The sequence below is a fragment of the Arthrobacter sp. YA7-1 genome (assembly GCF_025960325.1).
GTDB classification, from domain to species: domain Bacteria; phylum Actinomycetota; class Actinomycetes; order Actinomycetales; family Micrococcaceae; genus Arthrobacter; species Arthrobacter bambusae_A.
Map to the genome: position 1 here is coordinate 1,528,367 of NZ_CP110114.1, position 17,826 is coordinate 1,546,192.

The 17,826-nt window shown below is 66.0% G+C and carries 20 protein-coding genes; 17 read left to right on the forward strand and 3 right to left on the reverse strand.

Features of this window, described 5'->3' with window-relative positions:
- Positions 1–21 precede the first annotated feature (21 nt).
- The 3 genes from OIT41_RS07145 to moaA all read right to left on the reverse strand — a co-directional run bounded on the left by OIT41_RS07145 (position 22) and on the right by moaA (position 1,797).
- Positions 22–315, reverse strand: a complete 294-nt coding sequence (locus OIT41_RS07145; protein WP_264637660.1) for a hypothetical protein — start codon at positions 313–315, stop codon at positions 22–24.
- 80 nt (positions 316–395) lie between these two features.
- Complete coding sequence (locus tag OIT41_RS07150; protein ID WP_234753108.1) at positions 396–662, reverse strand: MoaD/ThiS family protein; 267 nt, start codon at positions 660–662, stop codon at positions 396–398.
- A 4-nt stretch (positions 663–666) separates the two neighbouring features.
- Positions 667–1,797, reverse strand: coding sequence for a GTP 3',8-cyclase MoaA (gene moaA / locus OIT41_RS07155; protein WP_264637661.1), 1,131 nt, complete (start codon positions 1,795–1,797; stop codon positions 667–669).
- A 179-nt stretch (positions 1,798–1,976) separates the two neighbouring features.
- Here moaA and OIT41_RS07160 point away from each other — a divergent pair, with 179 nt between their 5' ends.
- From OIT41_RS07160 to OIT41_RS07240, 17 genes are all read left to right on the forward strand, one after another.
- On the forward strand, positions 1,977–2,708 hold the full coding sequence (locus OIT41_RS07160) for a response regulator transcription factor (RefSeq protein WP_078105748.1): 732 nt from the start codon (positions 1,977–1,979) through the stop codon (positions 2,706–2,708).
- Positions 2,695–3,963, forward strand: coding sequence for a sensor histidine kinase (locus OIT41_RS07165; protein WP_264637662.1), 1,269 nt, complete (start codon positions 2,695–2,697; stop codon positions 3,961–3,963). Before OIT41_RS07160 ends, OIT41_RS07165 begins: the two co-directional genes overlap by 14 nt.
- Entirely contained in the window at positions 3,960–5,519 is a 1,560-nt protein-coding gene (locus OIT41_RS07170; RefSeq protein ID WP_264637663.1) for a molybdopterin-dependent oxidoreductase, read from the forward strand. Before OIT41_RS07165 ends, OIT41_RS07170 begins: the two co-directional genes overlap by 4 nt.
- A 41-nt stretch (positions 5,520–5,560) precedes the next feature.
- Positions 5,561–6,781 (forward strand): gephyrin-like molybdotransferase Glp, encoded by a 1,221-nt coding sequence (glp, locus tag OIT41_RS07175; RefSeq protein WP_264637664.1) that lies wholly within the window; start codon positions 5,561–5,563, stop codon positions 6,779–6,781.
- Positions 6,769–7,314, forward strand: a complete 546-nt coding sequence (gene moaC, locus OIT41_RS07180) for a cyclic pyranopterin monophosphate synthase MoaC (protein ID WP_274619698.1) — start codon at positions 6,769–6,771, stop codon at positions 7,312–7,314. The genes glp and moaC overlap by 13 nt, the downstream gene beginning before the upstream one ends.
- Positions 7,311–7,811, forward strand: coding sequence for a MogA/MoaB family molybdenum cofactor biosynthesis protein (locus OIT41_RS07185; RefSeq protein WP_264637665.1), 501 nt, complete (start codon positions 7,311–7,313; stop codon positions 7,809–7,811). The genes moaC and OIT41_RS07185 overlap by 4 nt, the downstream gene beginning before the upstream one ends.
- Positions 7,801–8,256 (forward strand): molybdenum cofactor biosynthesis protein MoaE, encoded by a 456-nt coding sequence (locus OIT41_RS07190; protein ID WP_264637666.1) that lies wholly within the window; start codon positions 7,801–7,803, stop codon positions 8,254–8,256. The genes OIT41_RS07185 and OIT41_RS07190 overlap by 11 nt, the downstream gene beginning before the upstream one ends.
- Positions 8,257–8,314: 58 nt before the next feature.
- Positions 8,315–9,073, forward strand: coding sequence for a 4-hydroxy-tetrahydrodipicolinate reductase (dapB, locus tag OIT41_RS07195; protein WP_264637667.1), 759 nt, complete (start codon positions 8,315–8,317; stop codon positions 9,071–9,073).
- 4 nt (positions 9,074–9,077) lie between these two features.
- Positions 9,078–9,566, forward strand: coding sequence for a hypothetical protein (locus OIT41_RS07200; RefSeq protein ID WP_078105678.1), 489 nt, complete (start codon positions 9,078–9,080; stop codon positions 9,564–9,566).
- Between the two features lie 60 nt (positions 9,567–9,626).
- Complete coding sequence (locus tag OIT41_RS07205; RefSeq protein WP_241708809.1) at positions 9,627–10,034, forward strand: hypothetical protein; 408 nt, start codon at positions 9,627–9,629, stop codon at positions 10,032–10,034.
- Positions 10,035–10,057: 23 nt separating this feature from the next.
- Positions 10,058–10,333, forward strand: a complete 276-nt coding sequence (locus OIT41_RS07210) for a nitrilase-related carbon-nitrogen hydrolase (protein WP_264637668.1) — start codon at positions 10,058–10,060, stop codon at positions 10,331–10,333.
- Between the two features lie 64 nt (positions 10,334–10,397).
- Positions 10,398–11,309 (forward strand): 4-hydroxy-tetrahydrodipicolinate synthase, encoded by a 912-nt coding sequence (dapA, locus tag OIT41_RS07215; protein ID WP_078105677.1) that lies wholly within the window; start codon positions 10,398–10,400, stop codon positions 11,307–11,309.
- Between the two features lie 27 nt (positions 11,310–11,336).
- Entirely contained in the window at positions 11,337–13,028 is a 1,692-nt protein-coding gene (locus tag OIT41_RS07220; protein WP_264637669.1) for a ribonuclease J, read from the forward strand.
- A 171-nt stretch (positions 13,029–13,199) separates the two neighbouring features.
- The gene (locus tag OIT41_RS07225; protein ID WP_264637670.1) at positions 13,200–16,049 is read left to right on the forward strand and encodes an FtsK/SpoIIIE family DNA translocase; all 2,850 of its coding nucleotides are present in this window, start codon (positions 13,200–13,202) and stop codon (positions 16,047–16,049) included.
- A 9-nt stretch (positions 16,050–16,058) separates the two neighbouring features.
- A complete protein-coding gene (gene pgsA / locus OIT41_RS07230; protein WP_264637671.1) occupies positions 16,059–16,661 on the forward strand; it encodes a CDP-diacylglycerol--glycerol-3-phosphate 3-phosphatidyltransferase in 603 nt (200 codons plus the stop codon).
- Positions 16,658–17,161, forward strand: a complete 504-nt coding sequence (locus tag OIT41_RS07235) for a CinA family protein (RefSeq protein ID WP_264637672.1) — start codon at positions 16,658–16,660, stop codon at positions 17,159–17,161. The genes pgsA and OIT41_RS07235 overlap by 4 nt, the downstream gene beginning before the upstream one ends.
- A 132-nt stretch (positions 17,162–17,293) precedes the next feature.
- Complete coding sequence (locus tag OIT41_RS07240; RefSeq protein WP_078105673.1) at positions 17,294–17,746, forward strand: helix-turn-helix domain-containing protein; 453 nt, start codon at positions 17,294–17,296, stop codon at positions 17,744–17,746.
- Positions 17,747–17,826 lie beyond the last annotated feature (80 nt).

Here is a 17,826-nt window from a genome sequence, read left to right on the forward strand (position 1 = left end):
ACGTCCAGAAGGCACGGCATTTCAGGGGACCTTGGCCTCCATCGACTCAAGGATCCGCGCATCCGGCATGCCGTCGAGCGAGGCCGGCCGTTCCGGTCCAGTCCACACTTTGATCCGCAAGGTGTTCAGCATTGATTCAGCTTGCTCCCGTTCAGCGAAATCAAGCTCGATCAGGACCCGCTGCGAATCGTCGACGGGCCTGGATACCCGGTAGGAGACGACGCCTGAGCCGGCGCGGTCTGCCGGATCCGAGTCGAATGACCGGTTCCATGCGCCGAAGTCGTTCACAGCGTGTTCGATCAGGAGGGTGTACATGGCTGTTCCTTTGCTGTTGCGCGGATAGCCACAGCGTAGGCTCCTCGGACCCGGGGAACCACCCTTCGGCCGTGGCCGGCTCAGCCTCCGGCAAACGGTGGGAGGACGTCGACGACGTCGTCCGCGCCGAGGGCGGCCGAACGGTCGCGAACTGCTACCTCGTTGCGCAGGAAGCTGCTGCGCGAAATGATCCGGGCCAAGGGCGGTGTTCCAGCCGGTGGTTCCGGACGTTCGACGGCGAGCACAGCCGCGATCAGCCCGTCCAGGCCGGTCCCTTCCGGAAGGTCGTGGTGTTCCTCTTCGACGCCTGCCGCGGCGCGCGCGGCAGCGAAGTATCGTACGAGCAAAGCCTCAGCCTCCGATGGCGCTCATGCTGCGGTCCGGCTGCACGAAGTCGGGTGCGCCGAGGCCGGTGTGGTCCATGCCGTGCGCCTTGGGTTTGATCCACATGGCGTCCTGCCAGCGTTGGGCGAGCTCCTCGTCATCCGCTCCGGAGCGAAGCAGTCCCAACAGGTCGAATTCCTCGCGGGAGAACAAGCAGCTCATGATCTTGCCTTCGGCGGTGATCCTTGTGCGCCGGCAATCGGAACAGAACGGCTCGGTGACGGAGGCGATGATGCCGACGGTGCCCAGGAGCGGCCCGGTGGCGTCGGCGGATGCCGGGTTCCGCCGTCGTACTTCGAACCGTTCCGCAGGTGCGCCGTCGCGTTCGCGCGGGTCCGGGCTCAGCACGAAGTCGCGGGAAAGCAGTTCACGGATCTCGGCGGCGGTGATCATGTCCCGCCGGGTCCAACCGTGATCGGCGTCCAGCGGCATTTGCTCAATGAAGCGCAGTTCATAGCCGCGCTCCACTGCCCAGGCCAGGAGGTCGGGGGACTCGGCGTCGTTGATTCCGCGCATGAGGACGGCGTTGATCTTGACCGGGCCCAGGCCCGCGGCCCAGGCAGCATCGACGCCGGCCAGCACCTTGTCGAGGAAGGGACGCCTGGTCAGCTTCGTGAAGGTTTCTTCGTGGAGGGAGTCGAGGGACACGTTGATGCGCGAGAGCCCTGCCTCCTTGAGCGCCGCCGCCTTCTTGTCGAGTCCGACGCCGTTGGTGGTCATGGAGATCGGCAGCTCGGGGTGCGCCGCACGGAGGGCTGAGATGATATCCACCAGGTCGGCGCGTACCAAGGGCTCGCCTCCTGTGAGGCGCAATTCGCGGACCCCGAGTCGTTCGACGCCGATCCGCACCAGCCGGACAATCTCGGCGGCGGTCATGACGGCCTGTTTGGACAACCATTCGAGGCCCTCGGCAGGCATGCAGTACGTGCATCGGAGGTTGCATTTGTCGGTCAGGGACAAACGCATGTCGGTGGCCCGGCGTCCGTAACGATCGAACAAGCCTGCGGGGGTTCCGGCAGGGCGCGCCGGGGGTGCAGACACGCTGCTTCCCGTCCCGTCGCCCGTGGGGGGCAACGGCATGCCTAGCTGAACACTCATGGGTTCAGGCTACGCCAGCCACGGCCCAAGCGTGATATCGCCCACGGGTCACGTTCGTCGGCTGCCCGCCGCGGAGTGCACCGAACAGCCCGACTTCTTACGGAATACATACGGTTCGCAGGGACGTGCCCGGAACACATCCCGCCGGCACAATGCGAATCTATGCTGAAGGTGTGAACATGCAGCCCGCCCCGCACGCTGCCGACGTCGGCAATCGCCGCATTCTTCTGGTCGAAGACGAACAGACCATCGCCGACGTCGTCCGGGACTACCTGGTCCAAGCAGGCTTCCAAGTCGATCTCGCCGGCGACGGCTTCACCGCGTTGAGCCTCGCGGCCGCCAGGCGGCCCGACCTTGTCATCCTGGACCGGATGCTGCCCGGACTCGACGGCGTGGAAGTGTGCCGCAGGCTGCGCCTGGCCATGAGCGTCCCGATCATCATGGTCACCGCCCTCGGCACGGAAGACGACCGGATCCTGGGCCTGGAAACCGGAGCGGACGACTACGTCACCAAGCCTTTCTCTCCCCGCGAGCTGGTGCTCCGGGTGAAGTCCGTGCTGCGCCGGAGCATCCGGGAATTCAGCCCCGAACCTCCCGTGGAGCTCGCCGGCTTCGAACTGGACCCGGCCTCGCGCACAGTGCTCCAGGATGGCAAACCGCTGATGCTTACGGCGCGTGAGTTCGATCTGCTCGCGTTCCTGCTTCGCCGGCCCAACCAGGTGTTCAGCCGCGAGGATCTCATCAAGGCAGTGTGGGGATGGGACTTCGGGGACTTGTCCACCGTGACGGTCCACGTCCGCCGCTTGCGCGAAAAGATCGAGGACAACCCCACCACCCCGGTTTTGCTCAAGACGGTCTGGGGAGTCGGCTACCGCCTTGACGCGAAGGACGGTGGACATGCAGCCAGCTGAAATGTTCACGATCCTGGGCTGGATGCTGCTGTGGGCTGTCCTCATCGGCGCCTTGACCCTCGCCTTGCTGCGTTTCCTGCGCGGCGCGTCGATCCTGGTGCAGATCTGCCTCGTGGTGGTGGCCACCGTTGCCGTCCTCGTGGCAGGGATGGTGAGCGCCTTCAATGCGATGTTCATTTCCGCTGTGGATCTCGAAGTCATGTGGTACATCCTCGGGGTGGCCTCGGTGGTCGCCATAGCGATTTCCCTTGTCCTGGGGGCCGGGGTGTCCCGCAACGCCATCCGGCTGGTGGCGGCAACGCGGCGCCTGGGCAGCGGAGAAGCCCTCGACGGCTCGTTCCTGCCGCAACCAGGATCGCGTCGGGCCGGGCCTGCCATGAACTCCGAGCTCGCCCAGCTCGCCCAGGAACTCGAAGCCAGCAGCATCAAGCTCGAAGAATCCCGACGCCGGGAGGCCGCCGTCGAAACCGCGCGCCGCGAACTGGTCTCCTGGATCTCACACGACCTCCGGACCCCCCTGGCCAGCATGCGGGCCATGGCCGAAGCGTTGGAAGACGGCATGGCGTCCGACATCCCCGCGTACTATCGCAAGATCATCGACCAGACGGACCAGATGGCGGTCATGGTCAACGACCTCCTGGAACTGTCCAAAATCCAGGCGGGAACGCTCCGGCTGAGCGCCGAATCCCTGGACCTCTACGACCTGGTGAGCGACGCCATTGCCGATCTCACGCCCCTCGCCGCGCAACGCGGGATCCGGCTCGACGGCGGCGGGGACCGCGAGTGCATGGCCGTCGCGGACGGCCCCAGCCTGGGAAGGGCCGTCCGGAACGTGCTGCTCAACGCGGTCATCTACAGCCGGCCCGACGGCGGGGTGCTGGTTCGCGTCGGACGCGACGGAACCGACGCCGTCGTCGACGTCGTCGACAGCTGCGGCGGCATCGACGACGGGGACCTCGCCCACGTTTTCGAGACCGGTTGGCAAAAGGACCGTTCCAGGGGAGCAGGAAAGCCCGTCGAAGGGGGAGCGCCGCGATACAGCGGGGCCGGCGTAGGGCTCAGCATGGTGGCCGGCATCGTGAAGGCCCACGGGGGCACCGTCACGGTGGCGAACACAGGCGAGGGTTGCTGTTTCACGCTCCGCCTTCCGTCGGGTTCCCCGGCAAGCGCATCCCGCACCGAGATATCTCCGATACAGACAGTTCCCGCGGACACCATTCCGGCAAAGAGCCATAAACAGGCAGGCACACCATGAGCAGGACCACTTCGAAGAAAGCCAGTACCAGGACGGCCGTCCGGTGGGCGGCGGCGTGTGGCGTGGCGGCCATCGGGCTCGGGGTGGCGGCCGGCGAACTGCTGGCCGGTTTCCTGAGCCCGTCCGTCTCGCCCGTCACCGCATTGGGCGGGGTGGTGATCGACGCCGTGCCGGGTTGGGCCAAGGAACTGGCCGTCAACCTCTTCGGCACGTCCGACAAATTGGCCCTGATCGTCAGCATCGCCTTGGTGACCGTAGTCCTCGCCGCGGTCGCCGGCCTCCTGGAGTATCGGCGAAAGGGAGCGGGACTGGCGCTCGCCTTGCTCGCTGGAGCAGCGGGACTGGCTGCCGTGCTGACCCGGGCCCAGGCCGCGCCCACAGCGGCGGTCGCCCCCGTCGTGGCCACCATGGTCACCATGCTTTTCCTCCGGTTCCTGATCCAGCGCCTCGAAACCTGGCGCCCCGTGCCCGAGGCGGCGGACATGCCATTGGCCCGCCGAAGCTTCATGCAATTGCTCGGTGGAACCGCGATCGCTGCGGTCGCCGTCGGGATCGTCACGACCCTCGTGCGGAGGGCCGGAACGGTGGCATCGGACTTCCGCAACGGCTTGGCACTACCCGCCCCGGTGACTCCTCCGGAAAAGATTCCCGACGGCGCCGCGCTCACCTTGGCGGGGCTTCAGCCGCTCGTCACGCCGAACCCCGACTTCTACCGGATCGACACTGCCCTGATCCCGCCGGCCGTGAATCCGCCGGACTGGACCCTCAAAGTGACCGGCCTGGTGGAGCGCGAAGTCACCTTGGATTTCGCCACGCTGCTCACCAAACCGATGATCGAGCGCTACGTGACCATCGCTTGCGTGTCCAACGAAGTAGGCGGAGACCTGATCGGCAACGCACTCTGGCTCGGCTGGCCGGTCCGCGAACTCCTCGCCATGGCCGGACCCAAGCCCGGGGCGGACATGGTGCTGTCCCGCAGCACGGACGGCTGGACCGCCGGAACCCCCCTCGAAGCGCTCACCGACAATCGGGACGCGATCCTCGCCGTCGGGATGAACGGCGAACCCCTGCCGATCGAGCACGGCTTCCCCGTCCGGATGATCGTCCCCGGCCTCTACGGATATGTTTCGGCCACCAAATGGCTGACGGAACTGAAGGTCACCCGTTTCGCCGACGACCAAGGCTACTGGGTACCGCGCGGGTGGAGCGACCACGGTCCCGTCAAGACGCAGTCCCGCATCGACGTGCCCCGGGACGGCCGCTCGGTCAAGGCCGGAACGGTCCAGTTCGGCGGTGTCGCGTGGGCCCAACACCGTGGAGTTTCCAGGGTGGAGGTGCGCGTCGACCGCGGCACTTGGCAGGAAGCCAAACTCGCGCCGGGGATCTCCTCGGACACGTGGTACCAGTGGCAGCTGGGACTTGAGTTGGGCGCCGGGAACCATGAAGTCCAGGTCCGTGCCACTGACTCCACGGGTACCCCGCAGCCAGAAGCCCAAACTCCCGTAGCCCCGGACGGCGCGACGGGGTTCCACACCATCCACGTCACCGCCAACTAGGCTGTATAGGTCTCAGCGAAAACAACCCGGGAGGAACACTCGTGGCACGATCCGTCGCAGCCCACCGCCAAGCCGTCCAGGATCTGCTGTCCGGGCTCGCAGACAACGACCGCGCCGAAGAGCTGCCGCTGATGGGGGCGCTCGGCCGGGTACTGGCCGCCGACGTCGTGGCCCCGCTCAACCTGCCGCCGTTCGCCAACTCCCAGATGGACGGTTTTGCCGTCTGCTCAGCGGATCTGGCACCGCACGCAGGGAGCGACGCCGGTGCGGAACTGACGGTCGTGGATCCCGTGCCTGCCGGCGCGGCACCGGTCCGGCTCATGCCCGGCACCGCAGCCCCGATCATGACCGGCGCCATGATGCCCGAAGGGGCGGACGCCGTCGTGCCCATCGAACAGGCAGTGCCTGATGTCTTTCCCGTCCCCGGTGTCCCATCAACCGTCCGCCTTCCCACCACGGAGCCCGGAACGTTCGTCCGCGACGCCGGGAGCGACATCACCGCCGGAACTGTCGCCTTGCGCGCGGGAACGGCCCTCGGACCCGGGCAATTGGGGCTGCTCGCCGCCCTGGGGATGACCGCCGTCGAGGTCCGCACGCCGGTGCGCGTGCTCCTGGTCACCACCGGCGATGAAGTGGTGGAACCCGGTACGTCCCTGCCGGAAGGCAAGATCTACGATTCCAACGGAACCCTGCTCGAAGCCGCCATGCTGCAGTCCGGCCTCCACGTCACGCGGACGGGAATCAGCGGCGACAATCCCACCGAGCTGCTGGCGCTCCTCCGCGGCCTGGGCGGCACCGTCGATCTCATCATCAGCACCGGGGGCGTCAGCAAGGGCGCCTACGAAGTGGTCCGGCAGGCCATGATGGACCAGCCGGTCGAATTCGTGTCGGTGGCCATGCAACCCGGCGGCCCCCAAGGGATCGGAACGTTCGACGGCTTGCCCTTCCTGGGATTCCCGGGCAATCCCGTGAGCTGCCTCGTGTCCTTCGAGATGTTCCTTCGCCCTGCGCTCGCCGCCGTCGTCGGCAGTCCCGCATTGCGGCCGAGCCTGCGGGCCCGCCTCTCGGAGTCTTTGACCTCGCCCGCCGGCAAGCACCAGGTCCGCCGTGGCACTCTTCTTCCCGGCGGAACGGTCAGGCTGGAAGGGGGCGCCGGCTCCCACCTCATCCATGCGCTCGCCAACTCGAACGCGCTGGTCCACGTGCCCGCAGCCGTCACGGAACTCGACGCCGGAGCGGAAGTGGAAGTATGGATGTTGTGAATGACACTCCAGAACCCGCCGGCATCGGCGGCGCGCTTACGCATCTGCGCCAGGACGGCACAGCCCAAATGGTCGATGTCTCCGACAAGGCCGTGACCACCCGGGAGGCAACCGCCACAGCCACCGTCCACAGCACGTCCGAGGTACTTGCCCTGCTCGGAGCGGGTGAGCTTCCGAAAGGCGATGCCCTTGCCGTAGCGCGCGTCGCCGGCATCATGGCAGCCAAGAAGACGCCCGAACTCATCCCGCTGTGCCACCCGCTGCCGATTTCCAAGGTCACCGTGGACTTCGAACTCGGCCCGGACGCGGTGGTTGTCCTGGCAACGGTGAAGACCCGGGGCGTCACGGGCGTGGAAATGGAAGCCTTGACTGCGGCATCGGTGGCCGCCTTGAGCGTCTACGACATGATCAAGGCAGTGGACAAGCACGCGGTCATCAGCGGCATCCAAGTGCTGGCCAAGAGCGGCGGAAAGAGCGGCGACTGGGCCGTTCCCGCCTCCTCCAGTGCCCCTGGCGAAGGAGTACGCGCATGAACGCCTGCGAACCGGGCCGCGGCCCGCGGAAGGCCGGCGTCGTCATTGCGTCCAACCGCGCGGCGGCCGGAATCTACGAGGACAAGACCGGCCCGGTGATCCTGGACTGGTTGGTCGAACATGGCTACGAGACCTTTCCGGTCATGGTGGTGCCGGATGGTGAGCCCGTCGGTGCCGCCATCCGCGCCCTGCTGACCCAGGACCCTGCCGTCGTCATTACGAGCGGCGGCACGGGGCTGAGCCCCGACGATCTCACTCCGGAAGTGACGCTGCCTTTGTTGGACCGCGAAATTCCGGGCCTCATGGAAGGCATCCGCCGAGCCGGAGCCGCCAAGACTCCCATGGCAATGCTGAGCCGGGGCCATGCAGGCACAGCCGGCAAGACGTTCATCGTGAATCTGCCGGGTTCACCGAAAGGCGTGATGGACGGCCTCGCCGTTCTTGATCCCGTCATCGCCCACCTTTGCGATCAGTTGGAGGGAAGCCATGACCACTGAAACCGACTTCGAAATCATCAGCGCGATCCTCAGCGCAGGGCCGATTTCCGTGGACCAGGCCATAGCAGCCGTGGAGTCGGATACCGCGGGAGCGGTAGTGAGCTTCAGCGGTGTGGTCCGGAACCACGACGGCGGCAAGCCCGTCGACCGGCTCAGCTACAGCGCCCACCCCACTGCGCACCAGGTCATGGCCGACGTCGTCGCGAAGCTCGTGGCGGAACACTCGGGAGAAGCTGCCCGGCCGGTCCGTATCTGGGCAGCACACAGGATCGGCATGCTGGAGATTGGCGAACCCGCGCTGGTCTGCGCCGTTGCCGCAGCACACCGCGGACAAGCCTTCGCCGTGTGCTCGGAGCTTGTGGACAGGATCAAGGCCCACGTGCCTATCTGGAAGGAACAGTTCTTCAGCGACGGCACGGTCGAGTGGGTCGGGGCAGGGGAGTAGCCGAGGGCTTCCCGTCGACTCCACGTTGGGGTGTGCGCGGCCCGGTAGGGTTAAGGGCATGACCGAACAACTTGCTGTCGCCGTGCTGGGCGCCCAGGGGCGCATGGGTATCGAAGCCGTCAAAGCGGTGGAGGCAGCCGCCGACATGAAGCTCGTCGCGGCGCTCGGCCGCGGCGATTCCCTTGATACCCTGCTCGACGCCGGTGCGAAATATATCGTCGACCTCACCGTTCCGGACAGCACCGAAGCGAACGTCCGCTTCGCCGTCGAACACGGCATGCATGCCGTCGTGGGCACCACCGGCTGGGACGCCGCACGGCTCGCGGCCTTGCGCGGCCTGCTTGCCGCGAACCCGGAGTCGGGTGTCCTCATCGCCCCCAACTTCGCGCTCGGATCCGTCCTCGCCTCGGCCTTCGCCGCCACGGCCTCCAAGTATTTCGAATCGGTGGAAATCATCGAGCTGCACCACCCGGACAAGGTGGACGCTCCCTCGGGCACAGCCGTCCGCACGGCCCAGCTCATTGCCGCCGCCCGCGAAGATGCCGGCGTCCCGGCAAGCCCGGATGCCACGAACAGCGCCCTTGCCGGTGCCCGCGGTTGCGAGGTCGACGGAGTCCGGGTCCACAGCGTCCGTTTGCGTGGACTCGTGGCACACCAGGAAGTGCTCCTCGGTGGTCCGGGAGAGCAACTGACCATCCGCCACGATTCCTTCGACCGGGCGGCCTTCATGCCCGGCGTCTTGCTGGGACTGCGCAATGTGGCGTCCCACCCCGGGCTGACCGTCGGCCTGGACGGCTATCTGGACCTGGGGCTGTAGGCGCATGGGCTCGCTCTGGAACGCATTCAAGGAAAACCGCACCAAGATCTGGGTGGGCGCCGTCACCCTGTTGCTGGTTCTCTACCTCGTGGTCACTTTCGAACGCTCGATCCTGCTGCTCAGTGACGCGAACCTGGTTGCCAAGGGAATCGGCGCCGCCTATCTGGTGCTTCCCGTCATTGGAGCGTGGGCACTGATCCGCGAGCTTGTCTTCGGTGCGCGCACCGAGAAGATGGCCAAGGTGCTCGAAGCCGAGGGCGGGCTGCCGGTGGACAACCTGCCCCGGACACCCGGGGGCCGCATTGTGCGTGCCGCGGCGGACGCCGAGTTTGAGAAGTACCGCGTGGAGGCCGAGGCCGCCCCGGAGGACTGGCGTTCCTGGTTCCGGCTCAGCTGCGCGTATGACGCCGCCGGCGACCGGAAGCGCGCGAGGGAATCGATGCGCGACGCCGTCCGTCTCTTCCGCACCGAGCCCACCGCCGCGGAGCGGTAGCGGCTGTCGGCTCGAAGCAAACGCCTTGTGTTCGAATATATGTTCGAATACCATGGCTGCATGAACGATCCCTCGAAGCGGCCGAACGGCTATCCCCAAGGCCTGGACGGGCCCATGAAGGCGATGAGCCCGGGCGTCGTCGATTTCCTCTTCCGGCAGCTTGTGGCGGGGGAGCCTCCTGAAGACGTGGAGTGGCGTCGCGAGGGAACGGTTCTGGGCGAACAGCAACCGGGTGCCGAACTCGCCCGGCGGCTCGCGGAGACCGACCTTGAATCATTGACCCCCGTCGAATTGTTCGACTATGTGCGGGCTGCCCAGCGGCTCGGGGCGTGGGCGGACCGCTTGCGCGAGTCGGCGGTTGCCCGATATTGCTCACCGGAGACAGCCGCGAAGCCCGGAGGCCAGTATCCGGGCAACTCGGCGACGTTCGGGGGCGGCCGCTCCGGCTGCCAAAGCGGCCCCGCCTAAAGGCGCTGATCTAGGATAGCTGGGTGAATTCCGCCCTGACAGTTGCCGCCATTCAATACGAAGCGCTCGACGGCGGTGTGCCCGCCAACGTGCCGGAACACGCGCGCCTTATCGAGGATGCCCATTCGCGGGGCGGCCGCCTTGTCGTCTTCCCGGAGTTGTCGCTGACAGGCTATGACCTCGAGCTGTACGGCGCCGAGGAAGCCTGGGTGACCCAAGGGGATCCGAGGTCGAGGCGGGAGCGGACCTCTATGCCGTCTCCGCCGTCTACGTATGAGGCCTTGCTCCCATTTCGCTGAATTTGACGACCATCACGCGGGCCCCATTCTCCCAACCCGTGGCCGACAGGGTAACGTTTTTCATATGTCTGACTCTCGTGCGAACGTTCCTGCTCTCGGTACCCTCCTGACCGCCATGGTCACCCCGTTCACCAAGGACGGCGAAGTTGACTACAAGCAGGCAGCTGAATTGGCAGTCAAGCTCGTCGACGACGGCTGCGATGGCCTGGTCGTCACCGGAACAACCGGGGAGACATCAACCCTCACCGACGAGGAAAACCTCGGCATGTTCCGCGCTGTGAAGGAAGCTGTGGGCGGTCGCGCGGCAATCATCGCGGGCACGGGAACCAATGACACCGCGCACTCGGTGCACCTCTCCCAGGAAGCCGCGAAGCTCGGCGTCGACGGACTCCTGATCGTCACCCCGTACTACAACAAGCCAAGCCAAGCCGGGGTCCGGGCGCACTTCGAGACCATTGCGTCCGCAACCGAGCTTCCCGTCATGCTCTACGACATTCCCGGGCGCTCCTCCATCCAGATCGCGCCGGAGACCATGATCGGCCTCGCGTCGCACCCCAACATCGTCGCCGTCAAGGATGCCAAAGCCGACTTCGCCGCGGCAACGCGCGTTATGGCAGAAACCGACCTCCTTTTCTACTCGGGCGACGACGGCCTCACCCTCCAGTGGATGGCCATGGGCGCGGTGGGCCTGATTGGCGTTACCACCCATGTCGTCACCCGCCGTTTCCGTGAGCTGATCGACGCCATCAACGCGAACGACCTCGGTACGGCGCGCAAGATCAACTTCGAACTCGAGCCCGTGGTCCGCGCAACCATGACCCGGGTCCAAGGCGCCGTCGCCGCCAAGCAAATTCTTAAATGGCAGGGAGTCCTGCCCAACTCGGTTGTCCGTTTGCCCCTCGTGGAGCCGGACGCCGCCGAGATCGCAATCATCCGCGAGGACTTGGCGGAAGCTGGAATGGACTTCACTGTCTAGGACGATTCCGCCGGAAAGTAGCGCATTATGACCCAAACCGCCCTTCCCGGACTTGTCACCCCGCCCAAACTTCCGCAGGGAACACTTCGGATCGTGCCCCTTGGCGGGCTGGGGGAGATCGGCCGCAACATGGCCGTTTTCGAAATCAACGGCAAGCTGCTGGTGGTTGACTGCGGCGTGCTCTTCCCTGAAGAGACACAGCCGGGTGTTGACCTGATCCTGCCGGATTTCTCGTACATCGAGGACAGGCTGGACGACGTAGTCGCCATCGTCCTGACCCACGGCCATGAGGACCACATCGGCGCTGTGCCGTACCTTCTGCGCCTGCGTCCGGACTTGCCGTTGGTCGGTTCCCAGCTGACGCTTGCCCTCGTGGAAGCCAAGCTCCAGGAACACCGGATCAAGCCGTACACGCTCACGGTCACTGAACGTCAGGTGGAGCAGTTCGGCCCCTTCGAATGCGAATTCGTCGCCGTCAACCACTCCATTCCGGATGCCTTGGCCGTCTTCATCCGCACCGCCGGCGGCAACGTGCTGCACACGGGCGACTTCAAAATGGACCAGTTGCCCCTCGACGGCCGCATCACGGACCTGCGCCACTTCGCCCGCCTGGGTGAAGAAGGGGTGGACCTGTTCATGGCCGACTCCACCAACGCGGATGTCCCCGGCTTCACCACGGCGGAAAAGGAGATCGGTCCCACCTTGGACCGGTTGTTCGGCCAGGCCAGGAAGCGGATCATTGTCGCCTCCTTCTCCTCCCACGTGCACCGGGTGCAGCAAGTGCTCGACGCCGCCGCCAAGCATGGCCGCAATGTCGCCTTCGTGGGCCGGTCCATGGTCCGCAACATGGCCATCGCCGCGAAGCTGGGCTACCTTGACGTCCCGCCGGGCATCCTCGTGGACATCAAGAACATCGACAACCTGCCGGACCACCGCGTGGTGCTCATGTCCACGGGCTCCCAGGGCGAACCCATGGCGGCACTGTCCCGGATGGCCAACGGTGACCACCGCGTGGTTGTCGGCCAGGGTGACACCGTCATTCTTGCCTCGAGCCTCATCCCCGGCAACGAAAACGCGGTCTACCGGATCATCAACGGACTGCTCAAGCTGGGCGCCGACGTCGTCCACAAGGGCAACGCCAAAGTGCACGTCTCCGGCCACGCCGCCGCGGGCGAACTGCTCTACTGCTACAACATCCTCAAGCCCCTGAACGCGATGCCTGTGCACGGCGAAACCCGGCACCTCATCGCCAACGGCAACCTGGCGGAGGAATCCGGCGTGCCCTCGGACCGCGTCATCCTCAGCGACAACGGCACGGTCATCGACGTCAGGGACCACATGGCCAATGTGGTGGGCCAGGTGGAGGTCGGCTTCGTCTACGTGGACGGCTCCAGCGTGGGTGAAATCACCGACGCCGACCTCAAGGACCGCAGGATCCTCGGCGACGAGGGTTTCATCTCCGTTATCACCGTGATCAACCGGACCACCGGCAAGATCGTCTCGGGCCCCGAAATCCACGCCCGCGGCGTGGCCGAGGATGATTCCGTGTTCGATGAGATCATCCCCAAGATCAACGCGGCCCTCGAAGACGCCGTGCTGCACCACGCGGACCATACCAACCACCAGCTCCAGCAAGTGGTCCGCCGGGTGATCGGCACGTGGGTCAACCGCAAGCTTCGCCGCCGCCCCATGATCATCCCGTTGGTTTTGGAAGCTTAACCGGGACGGTGACGCCTCCGAACAGCCCGGTTCAGACGAACCGGGCTGTTCGTGTTTGGAGACCAGCCCGCCGTGAACCCGAGGTCCGCGAATGGTTCACAGGGGCAACATGGTTCCTCCGCGCCCCTGAAATCCGCGGTTTTCCGGACAGCTTGGGGTAGCGTGGCCGATATGGCGACTCGTACTACCTCCGCGCCTAGAGGCAGCTCCAATAGCAAATCCGGCGGCTCGGGCAGCGGCCGGACCCCGGCCAAGACCGGCAGGAGCGGCACAGGCGCGGCCCGCGGCAAGCAAGCCGCCGTCGTCGAACCCCAACAACCGTGGATCCTGCGTGCGCTTGCCGGTGTCTGGCTGGGAATCGGGCACGTGGTGGGTGCCGGCATCCGCCGGATCGGCCATGACGTCAGCGACCTCGATCCGGCCGACCGCCGGGACGGCGCCGCCCTCTTCAACCTCGTGCTCGGTGTCTTCATCGCAACCTTCGCCTGGTGGGGCTTCAAAGGCTGGTTCCCGGACGTTGTCTACAGCATCGTGAACGGAACCTTCGGCTGGGTATCCCTGCTTCTGCCGCTCATGCTTTTCGTCTGTGCCTTCCGGCTCTTCCGGCACCCGTGGGACAGCCGCGGCAACAACCGCGTGGGCATCGGCTTCCTGATCATGACGTTCGCCGGCACCGGTTTGGCCCACATCATCGGCGGCCAACCGACTGTCGCCGATGGATTCGAAGGCCTCCGGCGCGCGGGCGGAATGCTCGGCTTCCTCGCGGCGTCGCCCCTGGCCGCCATCCACCCAGCGGTACCCGTCATGGTCTACGGCGCCCTGGCGTTCGTGTCCCTCCTCATTGTGACGGCCACGCCCTTCGGCGCCATTCCCCGGCGTGTCCGCGGCGCCTACGAGCACCTCATGGGTGTCGACCTGGACGCCGACGCGCATCGCGGCGATTCCCATGACCGCAGCTACCTCTACGAAAACGACGCGGCCGCCGAACCGAAAAAGAAGCGCCGCAGGCGCCTCTTCGGCAAGGACCACGACGACGACCCCACGCTGGAGGGCTATGTCGGCGACGAGGCCTTCGAACACGCAATCGTCGACGACGATGCCCCGCCCGCCAAGGGCGGACCGTCCGTCCCGCCCGGCGTGCGCAGGCCGACCCAAGCCGAAATCGCGGTCGAGAAGATCAAGGCCGCCCAGGGACTCGGAAGCGCGAAGGCGGTAGCAGACAACGCCACCGAAGCGATCCCCCTGGTTGCTCCGACCGCCGCGGTCCCCCCGGTCATTGTGCCTTCCACGCCGATCAGTCCGCCGCCGCCCCCGACGCCGATCCCGCAGCGCACCGAACAACTGTCGCTCGCCGGCGACGTCACCTACACGCTGCCGTCCTCGGACAACCTGACGCCAGGCTCCATCCCGAAGGAGCGCACTGAAGCGAACGACGCCGTCGTGGCCGCACTGACGGACACGATGCAGCAGTTCAATGTGGACGCCACTGTCACCGGCTTCAGCCGCGGGCCTACCGTGACCCGCTACGAGATCGAACTTGCTCCCGGCACCAAGGTGGAGCGCGTCACGGCCTTGTCCAAGAACATCTCCTACGCCGTGGCATCGAGCGATGTCCGTATCCTCAGCCCGATCCCCGGCAAGTCGGCCATCGGCATCGAGATCCCCAACACGGACCGCGAAACCGTGTCCCTCGGCGATGTCCTGCGCAGCCAGAACGCTCGGCGGACAGACCACCCCATGGTGATGGGCGTCGGCAAGGACGTCGAGGGTGGCTATGTCGTCGCGAACCTCGCCAAGATGCCGCACTTGCTCGTGGCAGGTGCCACGGGTGCCGGTAAGTCGTCGTTCGTGAACTCCATGATCACGTCCATCCTGATGCGCGCCACACCCGATGAGGTCCGCATGGTCATGGTGGACCCCAAGCGAGTGGAACTGACAGCGTACGAGGGGGTTCCGCACCTCATCACCCCGATCATCACCAACCCCAAGAAAGCCGCCGAGGCGCTTCAGTGGGTTGTTCGTGAAATGGACGCCCGCTACGACGACCTCGCCAACTACGGCTTCAAGCACATCGACGACTTCAACAAGGCCGTCCGTGCCGGCAAGGTTGTGCCACCGGTCGACTCCAAGCGCATCATCAAGCCCTACCCGTACTTGCTGGTGATCGTGGACGAACTCGCCGACCTCATGATGGTGGCCCCGCGCGATGTCGAAGACTCGATTGTCCGGATCACCCAGCTCGCCCGTGCTGCCGGCATCCACTTGGTCCTCGCCACCCAACGTCCGTCCGTTGACGTCGTCACCGGCCTGATCAAGGCGAACGTCCCGTCGCGCATGGCGTTCGCCACGTCCTCCGTCACCGACTCCCGGGTGGTCCTGGACCAGCCCGGCGCGGAAAAGCTCATTGGCCAGGGTGACGCGCTTTTCCTGCCCATGGGCGCCTCGAAGGCGATGCGCGTGCAGGGCGCCTGGGTCACGGAGTCGGAAATCCACCGGGTGGTGGAGCACGTCAAGGGCCAGCTCAAGGCCGTCTACCGTGACGACGTCGCGCCCGAGGCGCAGAAGAAGCAGATCGACGACGACATCGGAGACGATCTCGAGGTCCTGCTGCAGGCCACGGAACTCGTGGTCACCACCCAGTTCGGCTCCACGTCGATGCTGCAGCGCAAGCTCCGGGTCGGCTTCGCCAAGGCCGGCCGCCTCATGGACCTGCTGGAGTCGCGCGGCGTCGTCGGTCCGTCGGAAGGTTCCAAGGCCCGCGATGTCCTGGTCAAGCCCGACGACCTCGCGCCCGTGCTGGCGGCCATGAAGGGGCAGGAGGCTCCTGTGACGCCCGACGCGCACACCGCGGCGCTGAGCGAGAACGCGAACGCGAACATCGCCGTCGGAGGCTACGCCGAAGACCTGGTTGCCGCCGACCTCGAACGCCGCAAGCATGTCACGGAGTACCACGACGGCGCAGACAGCTCCGATGACGAGGACGACGGCGGCGAGGACGCCTGGTCACTGACCGGACGGTAGCCTAGAGGGGTGACTACATCCGAGGGCAGCAAAGCCGGTTCCAGCAGCTCCGATATCTGGAACCTGCCCAACATCCTGACGATGCTCCGGATTGTCCTGGTCCCCTTCTTCGTGTGGTTCCTCCTGGAGGACAACAGCCAGCATGGCGTCTGGCGCTGGGCCGCCGTCGTGGCTTTCGCCGTGGCGATCTATACGGACAAGCTCGACGGCGACATCGCCCGGAGCCGCAACCTCGTCACCAACTTCGGCAAGATCGCGGACCCCATTGCCGACAAGCTGCTGATTGGATCGGCTCTTGTCCTCCTGTCGGCGCTGGGGGAGCTGCCCTGGTGGATCACGATCCTCATCCTCGTGCGCGAGTGGGGAATCACCGCCCTGCGCTTGTTTGTCATCCGCTACGGGGTGATGCCGGCCTCGCGTGGCGGCAAGCTCAAGACAGTCGTCCAGACTGTCGCGATCTTCCTCTACATCCTTCCGCTGAATTCGTTCGCGCCGTGGCTGGTCAGCGTTGCCTTCTGGGTCATGATCGTCGCCCTCGCCATCACGGTGTGGACCGGCGTCGAATACGTGATCGAAGCAGCAAAGCTTCGCGCCGCCGGCAAGCGCGCATGAGCACCACCGCTGATGCGACGGCCGCGTCCGCTGTCGCCCTCGCCATCGAGCGGGGCGTCACCGTGGCTACCGCTGAATCGTTGACGGCGGGCCTGGTCGCAGCCACCCTCGCTGATACTCCCGGTGCGTCGGGCATGCTCCAGGGCGGGGTGGTCGCTTACCAGAATGCGGTCAAGGCCGGAATCCTGGGGGTGTCCGAGGACCTGCTGTCCGCCGTCGGATCCGTCGACGCCGAGGTTGCCGCGGCAATGGCTGCCGGCGCCAGGCAAGCCTGCGGGGCCGACGTCGGGGTCTCCACTACGGGGGTTGCGGGGCCTTTGCCGCACGACGGGAAGCCGGTCGGCACTGTCTTTATTGGCGTCGCGACGTCCGGCGGAGCCGTGGCGCATGCCTACTCCTTTCGAGGAGATCGGCCGGGAATCCGTGCGCAGGCAACCGCGGCTGCACTGGAGCGCTTGGTGGAGTGCCTTGTCCATGTCGACCTACCGCACGTAAAGTAGCCGGGAACAAAAACAGCGGCCCAATAGTTGTTACATTGTGTCGCCTCGGAATGGCCGGGGCGCCTAGGATGTAGAAAACAAGCGGTGCACCTTCAAGGTGAACCGGACTCACGAGGGAGCAAGGCGATACAGATGGTTAAGCAGCCCGTATCCGTAAACGGCGTTGTCCGCTGGAAGGATGTGGGCTTGGCCGAGAAGGCACCGAGCGAACAGAAGGAGCGCAAAATGGTTGTACTGCGTCACGAAATTGGTGATGTCCTGCGCGATGTCCGCCAGCGCCAGGGCCGTACGCTCCGCGAAGTCTCGCACAGCGCCCGCGTTTCCCTTGGCTACCTGAGCGAAGTTGAGCGCGGCCAGAAGGAAGCATCCTCAGAGCTGCTGTCCTCGATCTGCTCGGCGCTGGACGTTCCGTTGTCCGGAATGCTCCGCGAGGTCAGCGACCGGGTGGCCGTCGCCGAAGGCGTCGCCGTGCCGGACACCGTCCCGCAGGAATTCGCCCAGCGCTACGGTCGAGATCTCGACCGCGAGCTCAGTGCCGAACTGAACGACGATTTCACGCAGGGCATGCTCTCCGGAGCCCGCTAGGCCGAGCCACCTCCGGTACATGGTTACCGGAGCGGCGATCCGGCACGTTCTTGACCTATTGGTCGGGATCCTCTGCGGTC

What these genes read in the sequence shown, in the direction of transcription:
- OIT41_RS07145 (WP_264637660.1), bottom strand. Translation starts at nt 315, where the DNA reads ATGTACACCCTCCTGATCGAACACGCTGTGAACGACTTCGGCGCATGG.
- moaA (WP_264637661.1), bottom strand. Translation starts at nt 1,797, where the DNA reads ATGAGTGTTCAGCTAGGCATGCCGTTGCCCCCCACGGGCGACGGGACG.
- OIT41_RS07160 (WP_078105748.1), top strand. Translation starts at nt 1,977, where the DNA reads ATGCAGCCCGCCCCGCACGCTGCCGACGTCGGCAATCGCCGCATTCTT.
- OIT41_RS07165 (WP_264637662.1), top strand. Translation starts at nt 2,695, where the DNA reads ATGCAGCCAGCTGAAATGTTCACGATCCTGGGCTGGATGCTGCTGTGG.
- OIT41_RS07170 (WP_264637663.1), top strand. Translation starts at nt 3,960, where the DNA reads ATGAGCAGGACCACTTCGAAGAAAGCCAGTACCAGGACGGCCGTCCGG.
- moaC (WP_274619698.1), top strand. Translation starts at nt 6,769, where the DNA reads ATGGATGTTGTGAATGACACTCCAGAACCCGCCGGCATCGGCGGCGCG.
- OIT41_RS07185 (WP_264637665.1), top strand. Translation starts at nt 7,311, where the DNA reads ATGAACGCCTGCGAACCGGGCCGCGGCCCGCGGAAGGCCGGCGTCGTC.
- OIT41_RS07190 (WP_264637666.1), top strand. Translation starts at nt 7,801, where the DNA reads ATGACCACTGAAACCGACTTCGAAATCATCAGCGCGATCCTCAGCGCA.
- dapB (WP_264637667.1), top strand. Translation starts at nt 8,315, where the DNA reads ATGACCGAACAACTTGCTGTCGCCGTGCTGGGCGCCCAGGGGCGCATG.
- OIT41_RS07200 (WP_078105678.1), top strand. Translation starts at nt 9,078, where the DNA reads ATGGGCTCGCTCTGGAACGCATTCAAGGAAAACCGCACCAAGATCTGG.
- OIT41_RS07205 (WP_241708809.1), top strand. Translation starts at nt 9,627, where the DNA reads ATGAACGATCCCTCGAAGCGGCCGAACGGCTATCCCCAAGGCCTGGAC.
- dapA (WP_078105677.1), top strand. Translation starts at nt 10,398, where the DNA reads ATGTCTGACTCTCGTGCGAACGTTCCTGCTCTCGGTACCCTCCTGACC.
- OIT41_RS07220 (WP_264637669.1), top strand. Translation starts at nt 11,337, where the DNA reads ATGACCCAAACCGCCCTTCCCGGACTTGTCACCCCGCCCAAACTTCCG.
- OIT41_RS07225 (WP_264637670.1), top strand. Translation starts at nt 13,200, where the DNA reads ATGGCGACTCGTACTACCTCCGCGCCTAGAGGCAGCTCCAATAGCAAA.
- OIT41_RS07235 (WP_264637672.1), top strand. Translation starts at nt 16,658, where the DNA reads ATGAGCACCACCGCTGATGCGACGGCCGCGTCCGCTGTCGCCCTCGCC.
- OIT41_RS07240 (WP_078105673.1), top strand. Translation starts at nt 17,294, where the DNA reads ATGGTTAAGCAGCCCGTATCCGTAAACGGCGTTGTCCGCTGGAAGGAT.